This window comes from Leucobacter chinensis, assembly GCF_019049105.1.
Lineage (GTDB): Bacteria > Actinomycetota > Actinomycetes > Actinomycetales > Microbacteriaceae > Leucobacter_A > Leucobacter_A chinensis.
The window spans coordinates 103,644-127,943 of sequence record NZ_JAHQZR010000013.1 but is presented as its reverse complement, the minus strand read 5'-3'; the positions used below and the strand labels follow the sequence as shown (position 1 = coordinate 127,943).

Here is a 24,300-nt window from a genome sequence, read left to right as displayed (position 1 = left end):
TATGCAATACCGCATGCCTTACTTACTACAGTGAAAGAGCAATCGGCAACCGCCTTTGGCTTCACGACAGCGGCTCCATGCGCTGCCCCAAACGACAGGTTCCGATTTTGCCATCAGCAACCGCACCGCTCACTGCTACCCTCGGCCCGGTACGCCAGACCTACGCTCGCGCAGAAGACTTTCCATCGGTCACCAAGGCCTACCGCACGGTTTCACGCACGGTACAAGAGCAGGGCTTGCTCGCCCGCGCACCCATCTTTTATGCCCTCGTCGCCTCTGCTATCGGGCTCGGTTTTGCCATCACCATCACGGGCGCCATACTCATTGGCAACAGCTGGTGGCAGCTGGCCATCGGTGCCGCGCTCGGCTTGCTTTTCACACAGGTCGCCTTTCTGACACACGAGGCTGCGCACCGCCAGATCCTTTCGACCGGGCCAGCGAACGATCGCCTCGCACGGGTATTCGCCGCATCAATCGGCATGAGCTACTCGTGGTGGGATTCAAAGCACAGCCGCCACCATGCAAACCCGAACCAGGTTGGCCGCGACCCAGACATCGAAGTTGATACCATCTCATTTCTCGAGGTCGATGCTGCTGAGTCCCGCGGCATTATTCGGTGGATCACCCAGCGTCAAGGCTGGCTCTTCTTCCCGCTGCTCACGCTCGAGGGGATCAACCTTCACCTGCACGGGTTCAAGCACCTCTTCGGCCGCGGCCCCGTCAAGGCGCGCGCCACCGAAATCGTGCTGATCTGCACACGATTCGTGTTGCTGTTCGGGGCGATCTTTTTCTTCCTGCCCGTGGGCAAAGCGTTCGCACTCTCGGGAGTCATGCTCGCGGTATTCGGAGTAGGAATGGGAGCAAGCTTTGCCCCCAACCATAAAGGCATGCCCGTCATTGACCCCAACACGCGCCTCGACTTCTTCGCAAAGCAGGTGCGTACGTCACGCAACATTCGCGGCGGCTGGTGGGCAACGGTGCTCATGGGCGGCCTCAACTACCAGATCGAGCACCACCTCTTTCCGAGCATGGCACGGCCGCACCTCGCAAAGACCAGGCTCATTGTGCGCGAGTTCTGCCGCGAAAACGATGTGCCCTACACCGAGACCTCACTGCTGCGCTCATACGCGATTGTGATCGAGTATTTGAACCGGGTGGGGCTCGCCGCCCGCGACCCCTTCGACTGCCCGATTGCGGCGCAGTACGGAAGGCGCTAGAAGCCCCGGCCCTGCGGGTACGGCGAGCTTAGCGGTCCGCCGGTGGGTTCGGCGGGTCGGCGAGTTTAGCGCTCTGAGACGCGCTGCTGCAGCGCCGTGTTCTTCTCTTCGACCATGCGTTCAAGCCCGGCCGCGTACTCGGCGAGCTTCGCCGCGAGAGCCTCGTCGTGAGCACCGAGCATGCGTGCTGCGAGCAGGCCCGCGTTCTTCGCGCCACCGATCGAGACCGTCGCAACTGGAATGCCACCCGGCATTTGCACGATGCTGAGTAGCGAGTCGAGTCCGTCAAGCTTTGCGAGGGGCACGGGAACGCCGATCACCGGCAGCGTCGTGAGCGAGGCGACCATGCCGGGCAGGTGTGCGGCCCCTCCAGCACCGGCGATGATGACGCGCAGGCCACGGCCGGCGGCCTCGCGACCGTACCGAACCATCTTCTCGGGGGTGCGGTGCGCGCTGACGACCTCGACCTCGTAGGGAATGCCGAACTCGGCGAGCGCGTCGACAGCGTCGCCCATAACATTCCAGTCAGAATCTGAGCCCATGATTACGCCTACGAGTGCTTGTGTCATGGCTCAATCGTACCCGGTTGCGAGCCACCCCACGTCGCGATGCCCGTGGTTCACCGGGCGGATCGCGCGGCCGTGCCCGCCTAGAGGAATGCCGCGGCGCAGGCGTTTGCCTCGCCGCGCACCTCGGGCAGGCTATCGCCGGTTACCGTGACGTGGCCTACCTTGCGGCCAGGGCGAGGGGTCTTGTCATAGCTGTGCACCTTGGCGTTCGGGTACTGCGAGAGCACCTCGGGGTAGCGGAGCGACATCGTGCCCTCTGGCGGGCCGCCGAGCACGTTGACCATAACCGCGACGGGGGCGGTCATGGCTGGCGAGCCGAGCGGAAGGTCAGCGACAGCGCGCAGGTGCTGTTCAAACTGGCTCGTGACGCTGCCCTCGATCGTCACGTGGCCTGAGTTGTGTGGGCGCATCGCGAGCTCGTTGACGAGCACGCGCCCGTCGGTCGTCTCAAACATTTCGACGGCGAGAACGCCGGTCACACTGACGCCCTCGGCGACGGTGTGACCGATCTGGGCGGCGGTCGCGAGTGTCGTGGCGTTCGCGACCGGTGCGGGCGCGATGACCTCGGCGCATACGCCGTCTTTCTGCACGGTCTCAACGACGGGCCACGAGCGCATCTCGCCGCTCGGGCGGCGCGCAACGAGCTGCGAGAGCTCGCGCACGAAGTTTACTTTTTCTTCGACGAGCAGTCGCTCGCCCTCGGCAAGGCCGTCAAACCAGTCGTTCACCTCTGCGGCCGTGTCGACAACACGCACGCCCTTCCCGTCGTAGCCGCCCCTGGCAGTTTTGACGACGGCGCTCCCGCCGTGTTCTGCGATGAAGCTGGAAAGCTCGTCAGGGTTGCTCGTCGCGATCCACGCGGGAATCGGGACACCCAGCGCTGCGAGCTTCTCGCGCATCAGAATCTTGTCTTGGGCGTACTGCAGTGCGCCCGGCCTCGGGTGCACCTGCTTGCCGCGTCGCTCGAGTTCGAGCAGAATCTCGTTGGGAACGTGTTCGTGGTCGAACGTCACAACGTCGACGGTCTCGGCGAAAGCGTACACCGTTTCGGGGTCGCGATAGTCGCCAACAGCGTCGGCTGCGCGGGCCGCGCTCGACCCTTCGACTTCTGCGAGCACGCTGATGTTCAGACCGAGGTGAATTGCGGGTGGGATCATCATTCGCGCGAGCTGACCGCCACCAATGACACCAATCGTTACCGTCAAGAGATTCCTTTCGCCTCTTCTATTGTGCCGCATTGCCGCCTGAACGGTGCACTCTTGCCATCAGGCGGTATATGAGCAGAGCCCCAGGCCGCGTGACGCGTGCCCGGGGCTCCCGAGTCTCTGCTTTACTCGCTGGCGGGGTTGCCAGCGGTGTCGTTCACCGCAGCGCGGGCCGCATCGGTCGTCGGCGAGGTTTCGCGCGCCGCGCCGGCTGCACCGGTGGCCGCAGGGCTCACCTCAGATGTCGCCACCTGGCCGTGCGCTCCCGTATCGCCCGTGAGCACGCTGCCCTCGGTGCGCAGCTGCTTGCCTGCTGCCGAACCCGCGGCCCCACCCGTGACCACGCCGTTGAGCATGCCCACAAGGTCGATGCCCACGGTATCGCGGGCCATGTCGAGCAGACCTTTCATGTTGCCCATCGCGTCGCTCGCGACCTTCGAGGTGCCATCGGCACTCACCACGGTCATCGTGTCGATCGCGCCGATCGCCTTCGAGTACTCGGCCGCGATCTCTGGCAACAAGTGAATAAGCTCTTGCGCGAGCACCGCCTGCGACTGCTGCTCGAGGGCCTCAGCCCTCGCGTTGATCGCCTGTGCCTCAGCGATACCCTTCGCGTGAATCGCGCTTGCTTCTGCCTCACCCTCAACGGTCGTAGCACGGGCGCGGCCCTCTGCAGCTGCGACCGATGCGGCGGCCTCGGCCTTTGCGAGCGCCTCGACCTTAAAGGCCTCAGCCTCAGCGACGACGCGCACCTCGGCGTTCAGCCGCTCTTCTTTCAGCTTGACCTCGCGCTGAGCCGCGATCTGCTCCTGCTCAACGATAGCCTGGCGCTGCACGGCGTCTTCGAGTGGTGATGCCGCCCGAGCGTGCGCTGCGGCACGATCAGTCTCAGCGAGAATCTCGGCTTCTCGAAGCTTCAGCTCACGGTTGCGATCGAGCAGCACCTTCTGTGCCCCAATCTTGGCCTCTTCTGATGCCTGGTATGCATTCGTGTCGGCAATGTCGGCCGCCTGGCGCACCTTCGCGGCCTCGGGGCGACCGATGTTCGCAATGTAGTCAGCGCCGTCACGAATCTCTTGAATTTGGAGCGTGTCAACGACGAGACCCTGCTTGGTGAGCGCCTCTTCGGCAGCCTCAAGCACGTTCTGCGCGACGACGGCGCGATCTCGAATGATCTGCATGACCGTGAGGCCACCAATGATCGAACGCAGCGAACCCGAGAGAACCTCCTGCGTTGACTGATCAATCTCGTCGGCGTTCGAAAGGAAGCGCTGCGCAGCAGCACGAATCATCTCTTGGCTGCCGCCAACCTTCACCACGGCAACGGCCTGGCCCTGAATCGTAATGCCGTCGGTCGTCTGTGCCTCGGTCAAAATTGAGAGGCGGCGTGAGTGCAGCGAGAGTGAGTACGACTTCTGAATAAAGGGCAGCACGAAGACACCGCCACCCGTGACCACTTTCTGGCCGCTAAGGTCGCCCTCGGCGCCCGGCGTCGCGTTGTGGCCGCGGCGACCGGTGACAATGATCGCTTCGTCGGGTTTCGCGATGCGATAACGCTTAATGATCACGAGAGCGACAAGCGTCACCGCGAGCACGGCTCCGACAATTGCGATGATCGGGCTCATTGAAAGGGGCACGATATTCCTTTACTCGGCTCAGATGAGCTCGGGTTGGGGGCTGGTCTCGAAAAGTCTAACGGTTCTCGTCAGCTGATTGATAGGGTTCAACAGCAACCGACGTTGCTGAGAGCGTGTGAACGATGATCACCTGGGTTCCCCTCGGGATATCTTCAGACGCGGTCGCGGAAAGCGACACGCGCTCGCCATGCTTCGTGAGAGCGATCTCACCGAAGCCTGATCCGCCAGGAATGGCGAGAACGACCATGCCGGTCTCGCCAACGAGTGAACTCGTCGTCACCGAGGTGTTCGACTGATCGTTTCGCAACGAGCGCGTGAGCCACCATGCTCCAAAACCTCCGAGCACGCCTGCAATGGCGCCAAGCAGAGCCGCGATACCGACTGGAACCCCAGCGCCAACGCACCCAAAAGCGGTGAATCCAAACAGGGTCGCAAAGGCGCCAACCGTCGTGAGGCTGAGCGGGCCGTCGCCACCGTCGAAGAGGTCGAAGACGCCGTCAAGCAAGAATGAAAAGAGCAGCACAACAACGCCCACAATGCCGATAACGAGAAAGACCCCGCCAGCGTAGAGTGTGCCGTCAAAAAGTGCGTTGATCCAGTCAATCACGATAGTTTTCTCCCTCGGTATGCTCCGAGTGTAGTCGATCGTGGCGACTCGTCCCAGCCCCTACTGAGTGATGATCGGGCGCAAACGAACACGCAGGGTGCCGATGCGAAAGACGTCAGTCGCGTACGCCGGCTCACCCGCGGCAAGCGGGCGTTCGCTCATCGTGCCATCGTCTTCAGGATGCAACGTGGCTGTGCCGTTGGTCGAGCCGAGGTCTTCAACGACCCAGCGTTCGCCCTCGAGCGTGAGGCGAGCGTGCGACTTCGAGAGCGTGCGCCCGGGGTCATCAACCGCAAGCTGCGTGCAACCGGGGATCGTGCCAGGCTTACGTCCAACGATGACGTCTTTCGAGGGCATCGCGAGCAGCGGGCCATCGACGAGCTCGAGCACCCAATCGGCGCGCCCCCTGGCCGCGGCCTGGGCGGCCTTCTCGCCATGCTGTTCAACCGCCTCACGCAATTCATCACGCTGCAGCGCAATCGTGTCGCGCCGCTGGTCAATGCCTGGCCAGCGGAAGGGAGTCTCTTTCGGTGCCTGGCGAAGCGATGCTGAGGGTGGGCGCCTAAAATCTTCGGCCGAGATACGCCGGTAGTCTTCGACCACTTGGTCGTCGAATTCAGGTTCTTCGCCGTAGTTGCGAGTCATCTCGTCTCATTCCCTCCCTGGTGCAGCTGGCGCGTCGCGTGCAAGCTTTCACGCAATGGGCCCACCTTCAATGATACGCAAAGGGCCCCGGGATTTCCCGAGGCCCTGTGAGTGATGCGTTAGATGCTTGCGGTGTCGAGCGGAATGCCCGGGCCGAACGTCGTTGAGACGGCACCCTTCATGATGTACTTGCCCTTTGAAGATGAGGGCTTGAGGCGTACGATCTCGTCGAGCGCTGCGCGAATGTTGTCGCTGAGCTGCTCGGGGCTGAACGAAGCCTTACCTGCGATGAAGTGCACGTTTGCGTGCTTGTCAACGCGGAACTCGATCTTGCCGCCCTTGATATCGGTGACAGCCTTGGCTGCATCGGGGGTAACGGTGCCGGTCTTGGGGTTCGGCATGAGACCACGGGGGCCCAGGACCTTACCAAGACGGCCAACCTTGCCCATGAGCTCGGGAGTCGAAACTGCCGAGTCAAAGTTGGTGTAGCCGCCAGCGACCTTCTCGATGAGTTCGTCGCCGCCAACCTCGTCAGCACCAGCAGCGAGTGCTGCCTCTGCTGCGGGGCCGGTTGCGAAGACGATCACGCGAGCCGTCTTACCGGTGCCGTGAGGCAGGCTCACGGTGCCTCGAACCATCTGGTCGGCCTTACGAGGATCGACACCGAGACGGAGGGCAACCTCAACGGTCGAGTCGGTCTTCTTCGAGCCGGTCTCCTTTGCGAGTGCTACAGCCTCTTCAGGGGTGTAGAACTTGCCAGGAACAATCTTTTCTACCGCTGAACGGTAAGCCTTTGAATTCTTTGACATGTCTCTTCTCCCTACTCGACCGTGACGCCCATCGAGCGGGCAGTGCCCTCGATGATCTTCTGAGCAGCGTCGAGGTCGTTTGCGTTGAGGTCAGCCATCTTCTGCTCACCAATCGCACGAGCCTGCTCGCCGGTAATCTTTGCAACCTTCACCGTGTGAGGGGTGCCTGAACCCTTCTGAATGCCAGCAGCCTTCTTGATGAGCTGAGCAGCAGGGGGAGTCTTGAGAATGAACGTAAATGAACGATCTTCGTAAACGGTGATCTCAACGGGAACCACGTTGCCACGCTGCGACTCGGTAGCCGCGTTGTAAGCCTTGCAGAACTCCATGATGTTCACACCATGCTGACCCAGAGCCGGGCCAACGGGAGGCGCTGGGTTAGCGGCGCCAGCCTGGATCTGAAGCTTAATCAGACCCGAAACCTTCTTCTTCGGTGCCATTATTTTTCCTTTCCTCGAAGTTGTCACCAACTTCTCCCGCGACTCGAGCTTTTCTCGAGAGCGGTATTTCGCGGGTGGCCCCGCGAAAAGCTTTACAGAATCTTTGAAACCTGATCGAACGCGAGCTCAACCGGGGTCTCACGCTCGAAGAGCGAGACGAGCACGGTGAGCTTGCCGCTCGCTGGGTTGATTTCTGAGATCGTGCCAGGCAGACCCTCGAACGAGCCCGACTTGATCGTGATGGTCTCACCGATCTCGAAGTCGATCTCAGCAACGGGCTGGCTCTGCGGCACGCCCTTTGCCTGCGACTGCTCTGGCTCGAGCTCGAAGGTGCTCTTGAGCATCTCGAATGCCTCGTTGAAACGGAGCGGAATCGGATCACGCGCGTTGCCGACGAAGCCCGTCACGCCAGGAGTGTGGCGCACGACAGACCATGAGTTCTCGTTGAGGTTCATGCGAACAAGAACGTAACCCGGAATGCGAACGCGGGTCACCATCTTGCGCTGGCCGTTCTTGACCTCCATGACCTCTTCCATCGGAACCTGGATCTCATAGATGTCTTCAACAGCACCCATGACCTCACGACGGTTCCAGAGGTTTGACTTCACCTTGCGCTCGTAACCGGCGTAGCTGTGAATCACGTACCACTTGCCCGGCTTACGGCGAAGTTCACGCTTGAACTCGGCGTAGGGGTCTACGCTCGAATCTTCTTCCTGCTTGACAGGGTCAGCGCCAACCTCGGTCGCGAGTGCGTCGAGAGCCGCATCAAGCTCTTGCTCGGTGTTATGTGCATCGCCCATAAGAAGTCGCCTCTACCTACAATTCGTTTCGTTTGCCACTGATATGCGTATTACCCGTTCGGTTCGTTAGAACCCTGGAGTACCGAACGCAAACAGCACAAGCCAGCTGAACACCCGGTCGAGCGCCCAGACAAGCGCCATCATCACAACGACGAAGCCGAGCACGACGAGCGTGAAGTTCACGAGCTCCTTGCGCGTCGGAGTCGTAACCTTCTTCAGTTCAGCAAAGACTTGCTGTACGAACAACACGATCTTGCCGATGAACGAAAGCTTCTTTCCAGAAGCCTCAGCACCGTTGTTCGGGGCGCCTGAGGCCTCGATTTCGTTGCTGCTCACGTGCGTGTCCTTTCGATATTCCAGAAAGCAGTTCCGGTTTCTGCTTACTGGGGTGGCAGGGCGGACAGGACTCGAACCTGCAACCTGCGGTTTTGGAGACCGCTGCTCTACCAATTGAGCCACCGCCCTCGGTGGGTTTTTCATCGCATTTTCTCTGCTACTCCCGCTCGATCAGCAGGCATAGAAAAATTATGCGGTGAAGCAACCTCGTGAAAGTTTACGGGATCAAAGCCTCAATGTCTAACCCGGTGTTTGTTTTTCTTTCGTTTGCTGACACTTCCCGCGCGTGGCGCACCGCTGACAGCACCTCACACGCTGCCCGTGCCCCGGCGGCACTCACGACGGCGCTAGCCACTGCCCCGGCTACTCCCCTGGCCGCTCTCCCGCCCGCTCTCCCGGCTGCTTTCGCGGCACCAGCCTCGCGATTGGCAGCTTCGGGGCGGGCAGCGGCGGCTCGGGTTCATCGTTTGGCAGCCCGTACCGACCGGGCTCGGGCGTGAGCCCCCGCCCAGACTCCCCCAGCGGATCGCTCGGGTCACCCACCCCGGTCGCCTCAATCTGGTCTTGCCAATCGGCCCGGGCCTGGGCGATCTCGTCATGGTCACGCCCGATGAAGTTCCACCACATCACGATCTCTTCGGCGAACGGCTCGCCACCGATGAGGATGACGCGGGCGGGCCCACCGCCCGCAGCGGCACTCACCACGAGCTGAGTAGCGCCCGGGGCAACGTACCCCAGGTGCGCGTGGGCGACGGGCTCGTGCGAGAGCGTTTCATCGGTTGAGAGGCCTGTGCGGGAGGGGCGATCCGCCGTGATGGTTGCAACCGTCACCTCGCCAGCGTCGACCAGCACGCCGTGCTCAAACTCGCTGTGAACGGCGATCGTGATGCTCGCGCCGGGCTCGAGCACGATCTCGGCGCCGACGAGCGGCGTAAACATCGTGACGGGCGAGGTCTCGCCGAGCAGTGACCCGAGAAAGACCCAGGCACGCCACCCTTCTCCCTCGATCGGGCTAGGTTCGTAGTGCTCGAAGGTCTTCGCGCCGTGCCGTGCCGACTCGGGCAGCGCAACCCACAACTGCACCCCGTGCAGCGTCGTCGTCTCGGGAGTGCTGCGCTCAGAGTGGCTAATGCCGTGCCCCGCGGTCATGAGATTCATCTCGCCGGGCCGCACCATCGCATGAAAGCCGGCACTGTCACGGTGCTCGATCTCACCCTCGAAGAGCCAGCTCACCGTCTGCAGGCCGGTGTGAGGGTGGGCGGCGACGTTCATTCCACCGGAGTGCTCGACAAGCTCGGGGCCGTAGTGATCAAGAAAACACCACGCGCCAACGAACGAGCGGCGGCGCTGCGGTAACGTGCGCCGCACCCGCATCGCGCGAAGCCCGCCAAGAGGCACATCGCGCGGCTCAATGAGCTCGACACCGGCGCCCCGCGACGCACCCGCGGCGCACACCGTTTCGAGCGGATCAACCTCAGCGTTACTCATGCCTCAACACTACCTGTGTTACCGGCGATATATCACTGACAGAAAGACCCCAAAGAGCTAGACTGGAGGGGTGACTGAGAACTCTCGTATTTCGAAGAAAATTGCCGCGATCGCCGAATCGGCGACACTCAAAGTTGACGCCAAAGCCAAGGGCCTCCAGGCTCAGGGCCGCCCCGTGATTAGCTACGCCGCGGGCGAGCCCGACTTTGCAACGCCAGACTCAATCGTCGCAGCCGCCCGCAAAGCGCTCGACGACCCCAAGAACTTCCGCTACACGCAGGCCACCGGCCTCGCCGTACTGCGCGAGGCAATCGCAGCCAAGACGCTGCGCGACTCAGGGCTCAAGGTAGACCCCTCGCAGATCATGGTCACGAACGGCGGCAAGCACGCTGTCTACTCGGCGTTCCAGACCATTCTCGACCCGGGCGACGAGGTCATTCTGCCCGCCCCATACTGGACGAGCTACCCCGAAGAGATTCAGCTCGCCGACGGCATTCCCGTCGCCGTGTTCGCTGGCGCCGACCAGGGCTACAAAGTCACGGTCGACCAGCTCGAAGCCGCTCGCACCGACCGCACCAAGGCGCTGCTGTTCTGCTCGCCCTCAAACCCTACTGGCGCCGTCTACTCACCCGACGAGACCCGCGCCATCGGCGAATGGGCACTCAAGCACAACCTGCTCGTCGTCACCGACGAGATCTACCAGAACCTCACCTACGACGGCGTGCGCGCCATCTCGATCGTTGAGGCCGTGCCCGAGCTCGCAAACAACACCATCCTGGTCAACGGCGTCGCCAAAACCTACGCTATGACCGGCTGGCGCATCGGCTGGATGATCGCCCCCGCCGACATCGCCAAGGCTGCCTCGAACCTCCAGTCACACATGACCTCGAACATCAACAACATCGCGCAGATCGCCGCCGCCGAAGCCCTCAGTGGCCCGCAAGACGCCGTCGAGAGCATGCGCCAGGCATTCGACCGCCGCCGCAAGGTCATCATCGCAGAGCTCAACAAGGTCGACGGCTTCAATTGCCCGAACCCAGAGGGCGCCTTCTACGCCTACGCCGACGTGACCGAGGCCCTCGGCCGCGAGATCGCAGGCGTCACCCCGCAGAACTCACTCGAACTCGCCGACCTCATTCTCGACAAGGCCGAGGTCGCAGCCGTTCCCGGCGAGGCCTTCGGCCGCTCAGGCTACCTGCGCTTCAGCTACGCTCTCGGCGATGACGCCCTGCTCGAAGGCATCCAGCGCATCCAGAAGCTGCTCGCCAAGTAAGGCGCGCGCCCCTTCGTTCGACGCCAGCGGGGTGCGGATCGGGGCCCACTGCGGGCCGCGCGATCCGCACCCCGCTTTTGCGTTTTTTTGGGGGTGGGGTTCGGTGGTGGCGTTGCGGGGCTGGGCTGAGCTGAGCTGAGCTGGGTGCTTTGCGGGGCTGGGTTGGGTGCTTTGCGGGGCTGGGTTGGTGCTTTTGTGTGTTGGGCATGTAAGCCCGTTGGCATTTCGACGACGCAGCTCTGTTAGCCGTTCACATGCCGCCATGAGCTGCATTGTCTTTAACTCCTGTGAGGAGCCTCGTTCATTGCGTGCTGCCCCGGGCAGACTCACACCATGTCGGTTCATACGTCGTACGCAGCCCTTCGAACGGCGCATCTTTCGCGCGCAAATGGTGTTGCCTCACATCTACGCACCGGACAGTTTTTCTCGCACGAGACAGCGGCACTCATGTGGGGATTACCAGTGCAGGTCACTGCTCAGACGCCAATCACGGTGAGTTCTATACGAGGAGTGGGCCGTCTTCAACGACGAGGTATTCGCTCTGTGCAGGTGGGGGCCAATTTTGCAGAGATCGTTTTTTCACACGAGAAAGCCCTCGGCAGCCCCGCGCATACCTGGGCTGTACTCGCTCCTTCGTTACCAGTTGCTGATGCGATCGCGTTGGGTGATGCCGTTCTACATCGGCCTCGCATCGGCGGAACATCACGCTACTCACGACAACCGCTTGCGACTCGGAAAGAACTCGAGCGCATCACCGCAACCCCATACCGACCACACCGAGCGCTGCTCGCCAACCAGTTGCAACAGCTCACAGAGCACGCAGCCTCAGTGCCAGAGTCACACCTTCGGCTCCTTTTAGCGTCGTGGGGCTATCCTCCCGAAGCGCTCGACTACGACGTGCGCAATACAAGAGGTGAATTTCTCGGGTGCAGTGAGATTGCATACCCTCGCCTCAGAGTCGCCGTGGAGTATGAAGGTGACCATCACAGAGTTACCACCCGTCAGTGGAACCGTGACATCGAAAAATACTCAGCTTACGCAGCCGCCGGCTGGCACACATTAAGGGTGACGGCGAGCCTGCTTTACCGATACCAGCACGAACTCCGCACGCGCACTGAAGCTCTTCTGGGCGCCCCGCTAGCAACCATTGCTTGATTTTTCGCCGCTTTTGAGCCTTTTCGGGTGCTTTTCGCTCAAAAATCAGGCAATAGTTCGTACAGCAGTTCGTATCACGAGCCGAGCACGAGAGAACAGCAAGAAAGACAAAAAGTAAAGCCAGAAAGCCTTCTAAACAGAAACGATAGAAGCTCGCGGGAATAAACCCAGCACCCAGACGTTATTACATGCATACGCATATAATTCAGATGCATCGAACACACCCCAAGGAGCACCCCGTGGAATTTGGACTCTTCAGCGTCAGCGACATCACCCGCAACCCCGTGACGGGCTACACCCCGAGCGAGGCCGAGCGCATCAAGCAGACCGCGCAAATCGCCAAGAAGGCCGAAGAGGTGGGCCTCGATGTCTTCGCGATCGGCGAGCACCACAACCCGCCGTTCTTCTCGTCAAGCCCGACCACGTTTCTCGCGTACGTGGCAGCGCAGACCGAGCGCATCAAGCTGACCACCTCGACGACGCTCATTACTACGAACGACCCCGTGCGCCTCGCCGAAGAGTACGCGATGCTGCAGCACCTCGCCGACGGCCGTATGGACCTCATGCTGGGCCGCGGCAACACCGCGCCCGTGTACCCCTGGTTCGGCAAAGACATTCGCACGGCGCTGCCACTCGCCCTCGAGAACTACAACCTGCTGCACAAGCTCTGGGCCGAAGATGTCGTTGACTACGAGGGCAACTTCCGCACGCCGCTGCGTGGCTTCACCTCGACGCCGCGCCCCCTCGATGACGTGGCGCCATTTGTGTGGCATGGGTCGATCCGCACCCCTGAGATTGCCGAGCAGGCGGCCTACTACGGCGACGGGTTTTTCGCGAACCACATTTTCGCTCCGACTGAGCACTCGATGCGGCTCGTCGAGTTTTACCGCGAGCGCTACGAGCACTACGGCCACGGCGCGAAGAAGCAGGCGATCGTCGGGCTCGGCGGCCAGGCGTTCATCGCGAAGAAGTCGCAGGATGCCTACGAGGGCTTCAGGCCCTACTTCAACGAGGCGCCCGTGTACGGTCACGGTCCGACGCTCGAGCAGTTCAGCGAGATGACGCCGCTCTCGGTCGGCAGCCCGCAAGAGGTGATCGACAAGACGCTCACGTTCCACGACTCGTTTGGCGACTACATGCGCCAGCTTTTCCTGGTGGATCACGCCGGGCTCCCCATCGAGATCGTGCTCGAGCAGATCGAGCTTCTCGGCTCAGAGGTCGTGCCCGTGTTGCGCAAGGAGCTCGCGTCGCGCCGTGACCCTGAGGTTCCGAACACGCCGTCGCACGCCGATCGCGTCAAGGCGAAGTACGGCGACGCCGAGCCACGCCAGCCTCGCCCGAACGCCAACCGCGGCGACAACGTGACCGGCGGATCGCCCTACCAGGACAGCACTTCGGCAGGCGGTAGCGCGTTCGGTCTCTAGACCGCGTGGGCCCAGGCTGGGCCCGATCCGCACGAAAGCACGCAACGACAACACCCTAGGAGCCCCGATGAACACGAACGTGAAACTCGCGAATGCCTCGTGGGAGGCGCTTTTTACCGCCCACACCGCGCTCATGCGGGGCTTCAAGGAGGCCGACAGTTGGAGCGAGGTGAGCATGAGCGAGTACGACGTGCTCTACACGCTCTCGAAGCAGCGGGATGCGATTCGCCTCGCTGACTTGCGTGAGGGGGTGCTGCTCAGCCAGCCGGCACTGTCGCGGCTCGTCGACCGGCTCGTGTGCCGCGGGCTCATCTCGCGCGTGACCGACGACAGCGACCGGCGGGCCGTGCGCCTCGCGCTCACCGACGAGGGGCGCGAAGTGCAGCGGATCGCCGGCATGGCCCACGCCGCCGACGTCGCGCGGGGCATGCGCGCACTCGATGACGACGAGATGCGTGAACTGCAGCGAATCTGCGAGAAGCTCGCACAGTCGACCCGCCCAGAGTAACGTAACCCGACCACCCCGCGGCACGGCCGCCAACACCCAAAGGTTTATCCCATGCAACAGCACACCAAGCAGCTCGTGATCGTTGACGCGGGCACGAGCGACCCCTCGACCACCCGCATGCTCTCAGACAAGATCGCGGCGCGCGTCATGGAGGTCGCGAAGCAGCGCGGCGTCACCGCGACCGCCAAGGTGGTGAGCCTCAAGCCGCTCGCAAACGACATCGCGACGGCCCTCACGACGGGACTGCTCACGCCCGAGCTCGAGCGCGCCAGCGAGACGCTGCGCACCGCCGACGGCATCATCGCGAGCACTCCGATTTACAAGGCGGGGCCGAGCGCCCTCTTTACCGGCTTCTTCCAGGTGCTCGACAACGATCTGCTCATCGGCAAGCCCGTGATTCTCGCCGCGACCGCGGGCACCGCACGCCACGCACTCGTGGTCGACGACCAGGTTCGGCCGCTCTTTGCGTACCTGCGCACGCTGACGGTTCCGACGGCGCTGTTCGCGACCGCCGAAGACTGGAGTTCGCCCGACATGACCACCCGCATCGACCGCGCCGCGACCGAGCTCGCGCTGCTCATCGAGGCCGGCTTCGCCGAGGGCGTGCGCGACACCTCGTGGCAGAGCTACCAGCACTCCTACGGATCGGCCGGTGGCACCGAGCTCGGCATCGACCTGAGCTCTGATCTCATGAAGCTCGCGACCGGCGGCGGATCGGCCCAGTAATACCCGGCGCCAGTTACGCCAGATGCCGCCCGCGCTGATCCCGGGCCGGCACCAGGCGCCGAACACCAAGAACACTCCGAGTTTGCTCGGATACACTCAATGGGCCGCTTTGAGGCCCACACAACACCAGGAGAACCATGTCGCATAAGCACGCCGTCACCTCTGTTCCAGTCTTGGACATGATCAAAGAACGCTGGAGCCCCAGGGCCTTTGATTCGGGTGTCGAGTTGAGCGACGACATCGTGGTTGCCGCCCTCGAGGCTGCACGCTGGGCGCCCTCGGCGAACAACAGCCAGCCCGCCCGCTTCGTGGTGGCAAAGCGTGGCACCCGCGAGTTCGACATCATTCTTCAGCACCTCGTGCCTGTGAACGCCGAATGGGCGCAGCACGCGAGCGCGCTCGTGGCCAACATCGCGACGGTGCGCGACACCGAGGGCAACGACCGCCCCTGGGCCGTGTACGACCTCGGCCAGGCGGTCGCGTACTTCACACTGCAGGTTCAGTCGCAGGGCTTTCACCTGCACCAGGTCGGCGGTTTCGACGCCGAGGGCATGCACGACGCCCTCGACCTCACCGACGCGCACCGCATTGTGTCGTGCACCGCGATCGGCAAGACGACCGACCCGCACGAGGCCGGGCTCAACCCAAAGCAGCTCGAGCAGGAGCTCAGCCCACGCGAGCGCCACGAGCTCGAGCAACTGACTGCGCTGATCTAGGCGACGGGCGGCGGCTCCGGCACCGGCGGCGGCTCCGGCCGCGCCAGTTTGCCCCGGGCCCGCGGCCGGGTCGCTACTGCCGATGCGACGGCTCGGCTTTCGGGGCGCGAAAGCGTTTGCGGTCGGGCCCCGATCCGCATCCATTTCCTGTCTGGGGTGCCAGATTTCAGGCCGGTTTCGCAATACCGAACGTCACACGTGATTACGGTGAGGGTTGCGCTTACGCGCATATCCCCCCATTCACTGACGAACGAGGATGATCATGAACCTTCAGACTCAGACCAGCCCACCGGCCACGCTGAAACGTGGCCTCACCGCGCGACACATTCGCTGGATGGCCCTCGGGTCGGCCATCGGCACCGGTCTCTTCATGGGCTCGGCCGGCGCCATTCAAAGTGCGGGCCCCGCCGTGCTCATCGCATACATCGTGGGCGGCGCCGCCGTATTCATGGTGATGCGCGCGCTCGGCGAGATGGCCGTGCGCCACCCCGTTTCGGGCTCATTCGCCCAGTACGCCTCGCGCTACGTCGGCCCTTTCGCGGGCTTCGTCGCGGGGTGGACCTACACGTTCGAGATGTTTGTCGTCGCTCTCGCCGACGTCACCGCGTTCGGGCTCTACATGGGCTTCTGGTTTCCCGATGTAGAGCGGTGGATCTGGGTGCTCGCGATCGTCTTCTTCATCGCGGCGCTCAACCTCATTAGCGTTAAGGTGTTCGGCGAGCTCGAGTTCTGGTTCTCGCTCATCAAAATCACGGCCATCGTGCTCATGATCGTCGGGGGAATCGCGATCATGATCTTCGGCCTCGGTAACCAGGGCGAAAACGCGGCGGGCATTCAGAACCTCGTGTCACACGGCGGCTTCATGCCAAACGGGCTGTGGGGGCTGCTCGCGTCGTTCACGATCGTCATGTTTGCGTTCGGCGGCATCGAGGTCATCGGCATTACCGCTGGCGAGGCACAGGAGCCGCGCAAGGTGATTCCGAAGGCTATCAACTCGGTGCCCATGCGCATCCTGCTCTTTTACGTACTCACCCTCGGCGTCATCATGTCGCTGCAGCCGTGGAACACGATCACGGGCGAGAAGAGCCCTTTTGTGTCGATCTTCGAATCGCTCGGCATTTCGGGCGCGGCCCACGTGCTCAACGTCGTCGTCATCACCGCCGCCGTCTCGGCCATCAACGCCGACATCTTCGGCGCCGGCCGCATGCTGCACGGCCTCGCTGAACAGGGCCAGGCGCCCAAGGCCTTCATGAAGCTCACCCGCAACGGTGTGCCCTGGCTCACCGTCGTCACGATGGTCTCGGCGCTGCTCGTTGGCGTCGTGCTCAACGCCCTCTTCCCCGACCAAATCTTCTTCCTCATCGCCGCCCTCGCGACCTTCGCGACCGTGCTCGTGTGGCTCATGATCCTCATCTCACACGTGCGCATGAAGCGCGAGATCGCGCGCGAAGGCCTCCTGCCGAGCGAATTCCCTGTGCCACTGTGGCCGCTCGCCTCGTACCTCACGATCGGGTTCATCGGCTTCGTCATCATCATGATCGGCCTCGTCGAGTCGACCCGCCCGGCGCTCATCGTGGGCGTCGTGTGGGTGCTCATTCTCTTCGCGAGCTACCAGCTGTTCTGCAAGGGCAAGGGGCGCGAGCGCCACTTCCTCGTCGACGAGACCGGGCCGATCAGCATCGACGAGCGGTAGGGGCGGGGTGCCAGGCTCAGCCGGCGGCTCGCGGCTGCGGGCCGGTGACCGGTGTTGGGGCCGGCGCCGCCGATCCACTTGACGAAAAGTAGGGTGTTTGCCGCGCAACACCCTGCTTTTCGTCAAGTAGGCGCGAAAACGACGAGAAATCGCGCCGCAAGAACGCAAAACGCGCAGGGCGCAAGCCCACAAGAGCTTGTTCCCCGCGCGTTCGCGGAAGTAGCGGCGACAGCGGCGGCAACAGCCACCTCAGGCGGATCGCGGTGCGAAAGCCCCCGATCCGCCTGAGCCCCGCAGCGGCAGCAGCGGGGAAGCGGCAGCAGTGGAAGCGGCGGCAGCAGCGGGGAAGCTGCGGCAGCAACCGCCGCCGCAGCGCCTCTAAACGGTGTAGCCGTCAGCGACCGTGAGTGCCTCGTCGATGATGTCGAGGCCCTTCACGAGGTCTTCTTCGCTGATGATGAGCGGCGGCGCGACCTGCAGGCGGTTGCCCGCGGCGAACGGCCAGAGGCCCGCCTTCTTGCACGCCGCGACAACGGCGTTGAAGGGCGCAGCGTCGTCACCGGCCGCGTTGAACGGCACGAGCGCCTCTCGGGTCTCCTTGTTCTTCACGAGCTCGATCGCCCAGAAGAGGCCCTTGCCGCGCACCTCGCCAACCGAGGGATGCTTCTCGAGCATCTCGGCGAGCCGGGGAGCGACGACGCGCTCGCCGAGGTCTCGCGTGCGCTCGATGATCCGCTCATCTTCGAAGATGTCGAAGGTCGCAAGCCCCGCGGCGCAGGCGAGCGGATGGCCCGAGTAGGTGAGGCCGCCCGGGAAGGGGCGGTCAACGAAACTGTTGTGCACAGCCTCTGAGATGACGACGCCGCCGAGCGGCACGTATCCCGAGTTCACGCCCTTCGCGAAGGTGACGAGGTCGGGCTTCACGTCGAAGCCCTGGTAGGCGAACCACTCGCCGGTGCGGCCGAAGCCGACCATGACCTCGTCGCAGATCATCATGATGCCGTACTTGTCGCACAGCGCGCGAACGCCCTCGAGGTAGCCCGGAGGCGGCACGAACACGCCGTTGGTGCCGGTGACGGTTTCGAGCACGATCGCGGCGATGGTTCCGGGGCCCTCGACCTCGATCTGCTGTTCGAGGTGTGCGAGTGCGCGCTCCGACTCCTGCTCCGGGGTCTCGGCGAAGAATGCCGAGCGGTAGGCGTAGGGCCCGAAGAAGTGCACGACCGATCCGTCGATGATGCCGTTGGCCCAGCGGCGGGGCTCGCCCGTCATCATGATCGCGGTGCCGGTCGAGCCGTGGTACGAACGGTAGCGCGTCATGACTTTCTGGCGGCCGGTGTGGTGGCGCGCGAGGCGCACGGCGTACTCGATGGCTTCGGCTCCGCCGTTCGTGAAGAACACCGAGCGGGCGCCGTCAAACGACTTCTCGACGATCTTCTTCGCGAGCTCGCCGCGCACGTCGTTGGCGAAGGCGGGCTGAATGGTCGCGAGGCGTGCAGCCTGGTCCTGAATCGCCTTGATCATCTTCGGGTGCCCGTGCCCGATGTTGAGGTTTACGAGCTGTGACGAGAAGTCAAGGTATTCGTTGCCATCGTAATCCCAAAAGCGCACGCCCTCACCCTTTGCGATGGGCAGCGGATCGATCTTGCCCTGTGCCGACCACGAGTGAAACACGTAGTTGCGGTCGTTCTCGCGCACTTCGCGCTGGGCAGCGTTGTCGCCGAAGCTCTGTTCGGCGCCGTTGAGATCTGTGTAATCAGCCATTGATGTCTCTCACTTTCTGCGTGTGACTAGTCGTTGCTCGGGAAGCCGAGGTCGATCTGCGACTCTGACGGATCTGGCCAGCGGGTCGTAATCGCCTTGCTCCGAGTGTAGAAGTGAATTGATTCGGGGCCGTAAATGTGGGTGTCGCCAAACAGCGAGTCCTTCCACCCGCCGAATGAGAACGAACCGACCGGCACGGGAATCGGCACGTTGATGCCCACCATACCCGCTTCAACATCAAACTCGAACTGGCGTGCGGTGCGGCCATCGCGCGTGAAGAGCGCCGTGCCGTTGCCGTACTGGTGCTCGTTGATGATCTCGAGGCCCTCTTCGTAGCTCTCGGCGCGAACGACCGCGAGCACGGGGCCGAAGATCTCGTCGCTGTGCACCTTGCTGCCGACCTTCACGTGGTCAATGAGTGAGACGCCCGTGAAGAACCCTGGCAGGTCGAACTGCTTCTCGCGACCGTCGACGACGACCGTCGCGCCCTCGGCAGCTGCGCCTGCGACGTACGACTCGACGCGCTCGCGCGCCTCTTTCGTAATGAGCGGGCCCATTTCTGATGATGGATCGGTGCCATCGCCAATCACGAGACCGCCAATGCGCTCTTCGATCGCCTTGACGAGCTTGTCGCCTGAGTCGCCCACCGCGACGAGAACCGAGACGGCCATGCAGCGTTCGCCGGCCGAGCCGTATGCTGCCGAAACCGCAGCGTCGGCTGCCGACTCGATGTCGGCGTCGGGCATGACGAGCATGTGGTTCTTGGCTCCGCCGAGTGCCTGCACGCGCTTGCCGTTGGCGGCGGCGCGCTCGTAGATCGACTTCGCGATGGGGGTCGAGCCGACGAACGAGACGGCCTTCACGTCGGGGCTGTCGAGAATGACGTCGACCGAACCCTTGTCACCGTGAACGACGTTGAGCACGCCGTCGGGCAGGCCAGCCTCGCGGAAGAGGTCGGCGATGTACACCGATGCCGATGGGTCGCGCTCTGAGGGCTTCAGCACGACGGTATTGCCGCAGGCGATTGCCGAGGCGACCATCCACAGCGGAACCATGACCGGGAAGTTGAAGGGGGTGATGCAGCCGACAACGCCGACGGGCTGCTTGACCTGGTGCACGTCGACACCGGTCGAAACCTGCTCTGAGTACTCGCCCTTGAGGTGGTGCAGCAAGCCAGCCGCGAACTCGACGTTTTCGAGGCCACGTGAGATCTCGCCTGCAGCGTCTGAGAGCACCTTGCCGTGCTCACTCGTGATGATGGCCGCGAGCTCGGGGGTGCGCTGCTTGAGCAGCTGGCGCAGGTTGAAGAACACGTCGGCGCGCTTCGTGAGGCTCGTTGCACGCCAGCCTGGCAGCGCTGCCTTGGCCGCAGCGATCGCAGCCTCAGTCTGCTCGGTGCTCGCGAGGGGCACCTCGTGCTGCTGTTCGCCCGTTGCGGGGTTGAACACGGGGGCGTAACGCTCGGCGGTATCGATCTTCTCGCCAGCGATCACGTGTGGAATGCGCGCCATGTGGCTCTCACTTTCTCTCTGCTCGACCATTTCGGTCAGTATGTTTGGGCTTGATCTGCCCGTCACGAACAGTCTGACAGCGTGAACCACCGCTCGCACCCGACACATCATCGCAGAGTCGGGCATGTTTCATACACTCTGTATGATTGAGGTTACGAGGCCCTACGACCGGGCCCTGCTGCGAAGGAGACCCGTGTCAGAAACCATCGACGGTGTGACCCTGCCCCGGGTGCACGAACTCTTACAGCTCGCCGAGCTCGAACGCGGTAAACCGGAGGTGTGGGCGAGCCCCTCAGCGAGCGAACGGCCAGTGCGTTGGGCGCACGTCGTCGCGGGCCGCGTCTCAGCCGACCTGCTTGACGGCCAGGAGTTTCTCCTCACGACCGGCGCCGATTGGCCAACGGGAGGCCCTGCCCTCAAGCGCCTCGTGACCGAGCTATGCGATGCCGGCGTGAGCGCCCTCGTGCTCGAACTCGGTACACGCTTTCACACGCCTCCCCCAGAGCTCCGCGAGGTGCTCGAGGCCCGAGACATCGCCTTCGTCGCGCTGCACCGGCAGGTCAAGTTCGTGCAGCTCACTCAGGCCATTCACCGCCGCATCTTGAGCGCTCAGCACGAGGCGCTCGAGGCCAAGGAGCACGTGCACCACCTCTTCACCGAGTTGGGCCTCAACCGCAGCCCGGTCGACTACATGATCGAGCACATCGCCGCCACCATGCAGGCCCCGGTCGTGCTCGAAAACACCTCGGGCCAGGTCATCGCCTGGTCATCACCCCGCACGGGCGCCCCGGCCGAGAGCGTACTCGCGCCTTGGGCCGGAGGGCGTTACGAAACTTATGGGCGTGGCGAGACCACCAGCGAAGCCATTACTCTACGCGTTCCCGTCGAGGCGCAGGGGGTACGCTGGGGCACCCTCACCGCGCTCGAGGGGCCACCACACCCGGCCGGCCGCCACACGGTGCTCGAGCTCGGCGCGACCGCTGTCGCGCTCAGGCGTCTCGCTGACGGAACCGATGAGTGGCTGCAGTTGAGCGCAAAGCACCTCTTCGACACCCTGCTCGGCGGCCGGTATCGCAACGACACCGAGCTCATGACTCAGCTCACCGCCGCGGGGCTGCCGTTCGAGAAACGCAGTCTCTTCGGGCTCGCACTCACCGGCTCGGGCGACTTCGGCTCGCACGTCTCGCTCGAGCGCGCGATTCTCGAAACGGCACTGCGCAGGGCGATCGCACCAGAGGGTTTCGCCATGATCGCCGACGATCCTGATGCGCAGGGGGCGGTGAGCCTGCTCGCCCTTGTCTCTCTGCCCGACAACGACGAGCGCGCGCACCTTGTCGCCGAGCGCGGCGTCCCGCCCCTCATCGCCGAGCGGCTCGACCGCGAGCTCGACATGCTCGTTCCCGGATCGACGCCGGCCGAGTGGCGGGCGCACCTCTCGCTCGGCACGCGAAGCGGCGACCAACGGAGCGCCGCGACGCTTCGCGGCCTCCTCACCTCGATCGAGGGAGTACGTGCCGCGGGAACGCTCCCGGCCACCGCCACGACAGGCCGCGTCACCGTGCAGGAGGCAACGGGCCAACCCCTCGCGTACCTGTTGCGCGACCTCGAGGGCTCGCAGTCGCTGCAACACTTTGTCGATAGTGTCTTAGGCCCCGTGCTCGACCACGATCGCGGCCGCGGGCCGGGCCACACCGGCGACCTGACCGAGGTGCTCGCCGCCTACCTCGCGACCCCGACGAACCGCTCCCTCGCGGCAACCAGGGCCCGGCTCTCGCGCTCGGTCTTCTACCAGCGGCTCGCCCTCATCGAAGAGCTGCTCGGCGTCGATCTCAGCGACGGCGGCACCATCACAACGCTCACGGTTGCGCTCACCGCGCATGGCCTACACTCCTAAGCATGCCACCACGCTCGCCCCTGCCCCAGCGCAACGGCCTCGACGCCGCTTGGGTACGAACGCCAGACCGCGATCCGCATCACCCGGCACCATGGGCGACCATGCGAGACTGGCTCGATGCCAAGCTCGGCGAGCACATCGACGTCGCCGAATTCATTCGCGACGAGCGCTTCGTGGGGCACGACGGCACGCCGCTCGGGCACGACGACGCGTACGAAGCCAACACCTTCTTCTGGTTTCACCGCGACCTGCGCGACGAGACCGAGGTGCCGGGCGAAATCGACATCGTGCACCGCGACGAACGCATCATCGTGATCGATAAGCCGCCGTTTCTCTCGACGATTCCGCGTGGGCGTCACGTCATGCAGAGCGTCGTCGTCAAGCTTCGCGCAGAGCTCGGCCTGCCCGAGCTCACGCCGGCGCACCGGCTCGACCGGCTCACGAGCGGGCTGCTGCTACTCACGACCGAGCGGCGGTGGCGCGCCCCCTACCAAGAACTCTTCCAGTCGCGCACCGTGCAGAAAACCTACCTTGCCGTCGCCGACCGGCTGCCGGCCGATCGCTTGCCCGCGACCGTCGAGAACCACCTGCGCAAACAGCACGGAAGCCGGCGCGTGCAGCACCTCGCCGGTCAGCCCGCCAACTCGCGCTCGCTCATCGAGCACTCGCACGACACGGTGCACGAGGGCCACGAGCGCGCGGTCTACCGGCTCACGCCACACACCGGCAAGACGCACCAGCTGCGCCAGCACATGCTCACCCTCGGGGTTCCGATCACGGGTGACCCGCTCTACCCCGAGATTCTGCCGGTCTCAGTCGACGACTTCACCGTGCCGCTGCAGTTGCTCGCTCACTCGTTGCGGTTCGACGATCCGGTCGACGGAACCCCGCGCGCCTTCGAAGCGACGCGGGCCTTCCCGATCGTGGCACCCGCCCCAGCCCAGGATCCGCTCCCGGCCCAGGACCCGATCGATTAACGATTGCCTGATGCAATGCCCTTTTCGGTGCTTTTCAGGGCAAAACCGCGCAAAAATCAGGCAAAGGTTAAGAGCTGAGGCCAATCATGCGCAGTTCGAGCCCAAGCCTCGCTAGCCGAGCAGCGCGCGGTCGTCGAACTGCGCGCCCTTGATCTTCGAGAACTCGTCGAGCAGCCCCTGAACCGTGAGGTTCTTTTTCTCTTCGGGGCCGGCCTCGAAGACGATGCGGCCCTCGTGCATCATGATGAGGCGGTTGCCGAGGGCGAGCGCCTGCTCCATGTTGTGAGTAACCATGAGCGTCGTGAGGTTGCCCTGCGAGACGATGCGCTCGGTGAGCGAGGTCACAAGCGCAGCACGCTGCGGATCGAGCGCCGCGGTGTGCTCATCGAGCAGCAGAATCGAGGGGTGGGTAAAGCCGGCCATGAGCAGCGAGAGCGCCTGACGCTGGCCGCCCGAGAGTAGCCCCACGTTGGCAGTGAGCCGATTTTCGAGCCCCAACTCGAGCGAGGTGAGCTGCTCGCGAAAGTACTCGCGCTTGGTCTTGTTGAGTGCGCGGCCGAGGCCTCGGCGCTGACCCCGTTTTGCGGCGAGAGCGAGGTTTTGTTCGATCGTCAGGTTGGGCGCGGTGCCCGCCATGGGGTCTTGAAAGACGCGACCGATGTGGCGTGCACGCTTGAACTCTTTGAGCCCGTTCACGCGGCGTCCGTCGATCTCAATGTCGCCCGAGTCGACCGTGTACCGGCCCGAGATGGTGTTCAAGAGGGTCGACTTGCCCGCACCGTTTGAACCGATGACCGTGACGAAGTCGCCCTCTGCGAGCGTGAGGCTGAGGTTATTGAGCGCGCGACGCTCATTGATAGTGTCGGCGAAGAAGGTTTTGGAGATTGCGTTAATCGAGAGCATCAT

22 protein-coding genes and 1 tRNA gene are annotated in these 24,300 nt (G+C 63.6%); 9 read left to right on the top strand and 14 right to left on the bottom strand.

Translation table 11 applies throughout. The features are described 5' to 3' along the window. Positions 1-77 precede the first annotated feature (77 nt). Positions 78-1,217: a fatty acid desaturase family protein gene (locus tag KTJ78_RS11685; protein ID WP_217135979.1), complete on the top strand. Its 1,140-nt coding sequence runs from the start codon at positions 78-80 to the stop codon at positions 1,215-1,217. Between the two features lie 65 nt (positions 1,218-1,282). On the opposite strand, the gene purE is transcribed toward KTJ78_RS11685, so the two are convergent. The 11 genes from purE to KTJ78_RS11630 form a co-directional block, all read right to left on the bottom strand. Continuing rightward, on the bottom strand, positions 1,283-1,786 hold the full coding sequence (gene purE, locus KTJ78_RS11680) for a 5-(carboxyamino)imidazole ribonucleotide mutase (RefSeq protein WP_217135977.1): 504 nt from the start codon (positions 1,784-1,786) through the stop codon (positions 1,283-1,285). A gap of 80 nt (positions 1,787-1,866) precedes the next feature. Continuing rightward, positions 1,867-3,024, bottom strand: a complete 1,158-nt coding sequence (locus KTJ78_RS11675; RefSeq protein ID WP_217135975.1) for a 5-(carboxyamino)imidazole ribonucleotide synthase — start codon at positions 3,022-3,024, stop codon at positions 1,867-1,869. 92 nt (positions 3,025-3,116) lie between these two features. Then, positions 3,117-4,628 (bottom strand): flotillin family protein, encoded by a 1,512-nt coding sequence (locus tag KTJ78_RS11670; protein ID WP_369808081.1) that lies wholly within the window; start codon positions 4,626-4,628, stop codon positions 3,117-3,119. 55 nt (positions 4,629-4,683) lie between these two features. After that, positions 4,684-5,235 carry an NfeD family protein gene (locus KTJ78_RS11665; RefSeq protein WP_254259642.1) on the bottom strand — a complete coding sequence of 184 codons (552 nt, stop codon included), beginning with the start codon at positions 5,233-5,235 and terminating at the stop codon, positions 4,684-4,686. Positions 5,236-5,295: 60 nt separating this feature from the next. Continuing rightward, on the bottom strand, positions 5,296-5,880 hold the full coding sequence (locus KTJ78_RS11660) for an FHA domain-containing protein (protein WP_217135973.1): 585 nt from the start codon (positions 5,878-5,880) through the stop codon (positions 5,296-5,298). Positions 5,881-5,999: 119 nt separating this feature from the next. Continuing rightward, positions 6,000-6,689, bottom strand: coding sequence for a 50S ribosomal protein L1 (rplA, locus tag KTJ78_RS11655; protein ID WP_217135971.1), 690 nt, complete (start codon positions 6,687-6,689; stop codon positions 6,000-6,002). An 11-nt stretch (positions 6,690-6,700) separates the two neighbouring features. Beyond that, on the bottom strand, positions 6,701-7,129 hold the full coding sequence (gene rplK / locus KTJ78_RS11650) for a 50S ribosomal protein L11 (RefSeq protein ID WP_217135969.1): 429 nt from the start codon (positions 7,127-7,129) through the stop codon (positions 6,701-6,703). 92 nt (positions 7,130-7,221) lie between these two features. Continuing rightward, positions 7,222-7,929 (bottom strand): transcription termination/antitermination protein NusG, encoded by a 708-nt coding sequence (nusG, locus tag KTJ78_RS11645; RefSeq protein ID WP_217135966.1) that lies wholly within the window; start codon positions 7,927-7,929, stop codon positions 7,222-7,224. A gap of 66 nt (positions 7,930-7,995) precedes the next feature. Further along, positions 7,996-8,265, bottom strand: a complete 270-nt coding sequence (gene secE, locus KTJ78_RS11640; RefSeq protein WP_217135964.1) for a preprotein translocase subunit SecE — start codon at positions 8,263-8,265, stop codon at positions 7,996-7,998. A 53-nt stretch (positions 8,266-8,318) separates the two neighbouring features. Next, positions 8,319-8,394, bottom strand: a tRNA-Trp gene (locus KTJ78_RS11635). 234 nt (positions 8,395-8,628) lie between these two features. Next, complete coding sequence (locus KTJ78_RS11630; protein WP_217135962.1) at positions 8,629-9,753, bottom strand: pirin family protein; 1,125 nt, start codon at positions 9,751-9,753, stop codon at positions 8,629-8,631. Positions 9,754-9,823: 70 nt separating this feature from the next. On the opposite strand from KTJ78_RS11630, the gene KTJ78_RS11625 reads away from it, so the two are divergent. The 6 genes from KTJ78_RS11625 to KTJ78_RS11600 all read left to right on the top strand — a co-directional run bounded on the left by KTJ78_RS11625 (position 9,824) and on the right by KTJ78_RS11600 (position 17,248). Continuing rightward, a complete protein-coding gene (locus KTJ78_RS11625; protein WP_217135960.1) occupies positions 9,824-11,026 on the top strand; it encodes a pyridoxal phosphate-dependent aminotransferase in 1,203 nt (400 codons plus the stop codon). Positions 11,027-12,420: 1,394 nt separating this feature from the next. After that, the gene (locus KTJ78_RS11620; RefSeq protein ID WP_217135958.1) at positions 12,421-13,605 is read left to right on the top strand and encodes a CE1758 family FMN-dependent luciferase-like monooxygenase; all 1,185 of its coding nucleotides are present in this window, start codon (positions 12,421-12,423) and stop codon (positions 13,603-13,605) included. A gap of 67 nt (positions 13,606-13,672) precedes the next feature. Next, positions 13,673-14,113, top strand: coding sequence for a MarR family winged helix-turn-helix transcriptional regulator (locus KTJ78_RS11615; RefSeq protein ID WP_217135957.1), 441 nt, complete (start codon positions 13,673-13,675; stop codon positions 14,111-14,113). Positions 14,114-14,164: 51 nt separating this feature from the next. Continuing rightward, the gene (locus tag KTJ78_RS11610; protein ID WP_217135955.1) at positions 14,165-14,839 is read left to right on the top strand and encodes a CE1759 family FMN reductase; all 675 of its coding nucleotides are present in this window, start codon (positions 14,165-14,167) and stop codon (positions 14,837-14,839) included. Positions 14,840-14,976: 137 nt separating this feature from the next. Continuing rightward, on the top strand, positions 14,977-15,555 hold the full coding sequence (locus KTJ78_RS11605; RefSeq protein ID WP_217135953.1) for a nitroreductase family protein: 579 nt from the start codon (positions 14,977-14,979) through the stop codon (positions 15,553-15,555). 262 nt (positions 15,556-15,817) lie between these two features. Then, the gene (locus KTJ78_RS11600) at positions 15,818-17,248 is read left to right on the top strand and encodes an amino acid permease (RefSeq protein WP_254259640.1); all 1,431 of its coding nucleotides are present in this window, start codon (positions 15,818-15,820) and stop codon (positions 17,246-17,248) included. A gap of 378 nt (positions 17,249-17,626) precedes the next feature. Here KTJ78_RS11600 and KTJ78_RS11595 read toward each other — a convergent pair whose 3' ends face one another. Both KTJ78_RS11595 and KTJ78_RS11590 read right to left on the bottom strand, forming a co-directional pair. Then, positions 17,627-19,012 carry an aspartate aminotransferase family protein gene (locus KTJ78_RS11595; protein ID WP_217135949.1) on the bottom strand — a complete coding sequence of 462 codons (1,386 nt, stop codon included), beginning with the start codon at positions 19,010-19,012 and terminating at the stop codon, positions 17,627-17,629. Positions 19,013-19,038: 26 nt separating this feature from the next. Then, a complete protein-coding gene (locus KTJ78_RS11590; protein WP_217135947.1) occupies positions 19,039-20,523 on the bottom strand; it encodes a CoA-acylating methylmalonate-semialdehyde dehydrogenase in 1,485 nt (494 codons plus the stop codon). 193 nt (positions 20,524-20,716) lie between these two features. Here KTJ78_RS11590 and KTJ78_RS11585 point away from each other — a divergent pair, with 193 nt between their 5' ends. Then, entirely contained in the window at positions 20,717-22,417 is a 1,701-nt protein-coding gene (locus KTJ78_RS11585; protein ID WP_369808080.1) for a PucR family transcriptional regulator, read from the top strand. A gap of 2 nt (positions 22,418-22,419) precedes the next feature. Then, positions 22,420-23,394, top strand: coding sequence for a pseudouridine synthase (locus KTJ78_RS11580; protein ID WP_217135937.1), 975 nt, complete (start codon positions 22,420-22,422; stop codon positions 23,392-23,394). Positions 23,395-23,505: 111 nt separating this feature from the next. Here KTJ78_RS11580 and KTJ78_RS11575 read toward each other — a convergent pair whose 3' ends face one another. Further along, positions 23,506-24,297 carry an ABC transporter ATP-binding protein gene (locus KTJ78_RS11575; RefSeq protein ID WP_217136043.1) on the bottom strand — a complete coding sequence of 264 codons (792 nt, stop codon included), beginning with the start codon at positions 24,295-24,297 and terminating at the stop codon, positions 23,506-23,508. Positions 24,298-24,300 lie beyond the last annotated feature (3 nt).

What these genes read in the sequence shown, in the direction of transcription:
- rplA (WP_217135971.1), bottom strand. Translation starts at nt 6,689, where the DNA reads ATGTCAAAGAATTCAAAGGCTTACCGTTCAGCGGTAGAAAAGATTGTT.
- KTJ78_RS11610 (WP_217135955.1), top strand. Translation starts at nt 14,165, where the DNA reads ATGCAACAGCACACCAAGCAGCTCGTGATCGTTGACGCGGGCACGAGC.
- KTJ78_RS11660 (WP_217135973.1), bottom strand. Translation starts at nt 5,880, where the DNA reads ATGACTCGCAACTACGGCGAAGAACCTGAATTCGACGACCAAGTGGTC.
- KTJ78_RS11600 (WP_254259640.1), top strand. Translation starts at nt 15,818, where the DNA reads ATGAACCTTCAGACTCAGACCAGCCCACCGGCCACGCTGAAACGTGGC.
- KTJ78_RS11615 (WP_217135957.1), top strand. Translation starts at nt 13,673, where the DNA reads ATGAACACGAACGTGAAACTCGCGAATGCCTCGTGGGAGGCGCTTTTT.
- KTJ78_RS11685 (WP_217135979.1), top strand. Translation starts at nt 78, where the DNA reads ATGCGCTGCCCCAAACGACAGGTTCCGATTTTGCCATCAGCAACCGCA.
- nusG (WP_217135966.1), bottom strand. Translation starts at nt 7,929, where the DNA reads ATGGGCGATGCACATAACACCGAGCAAGAGCTTGATGCGGCTCTCGAC.
- purE (WP_217135977.1), bottom strand. Translation starts at nt 1,786, where the DNA reads ATGACACAAGCACTCGTAGGCGTAATCATGGGCTCAGATTCTGACTGG.
- KTJ78_RS11630 (WP_217135962.1), bottom strand. Translation starts at nt 9,753, where the DNA reads ATGAGTAACGCTGAGGTTGATCCGCTCGAAACGGTGTGCGCCGCGGGT.
- KTJ78_RS11575 (WP_217136043.1), bottom strand. Translation starts at nt 24,297, where the DNA reads ATGCTCTCGATTAACGCAATCTCCAAAACCTTCTTCGCCGACACTATC.
- KTJ78_RS11595 (WP_217135949.1), bottom strand. Translation starts at nt 19,012, where the DNA reads ATGGCTGATTACACAGATCTCAACGGCGCCGAACAGAGCTTCGGCGAC.
- KTJ78_RS11580 (WP_217135937.1), top strand. Translation starts at nt 22,420, where the DNA reads ATGCCACCACGCTCGCCCCTGCCCCAGCGCAACGGCCTCGACGCCGCT.
- rplK (WP_217135969.1), bottom strand. Translation starts at nt 7,129, where the DNA reads ATGGCACCGAAGAAGAAGGTTTCGGGTCTGATTAAGCTTCAGATCCAG.
- KTJ78_RS11675 (WP_217135975.1), bottom strand. Translation starts at nt 3,024, where the DNA reads ATGCGGCACAATAGAAGAGGCGAAAGGAATCTCTTGACGGTAACGATT.
- KTJ78_RS11605 (WP_217135953.1), top strand. Translation starts at nt 14,977, where the DNA reads ATGTCGCATAAGCACGCCGTCACCTCTGTTCCAGTCTTGGACATGATC.
- KTJ78_RS11590 (WP_217135947.1), bottom strand. Translation starts at nt 20,523, where the DNA reads ATGGCGCGCATTCCACACGTGATCGCTGGCGAGAAGATCGATACCGCC.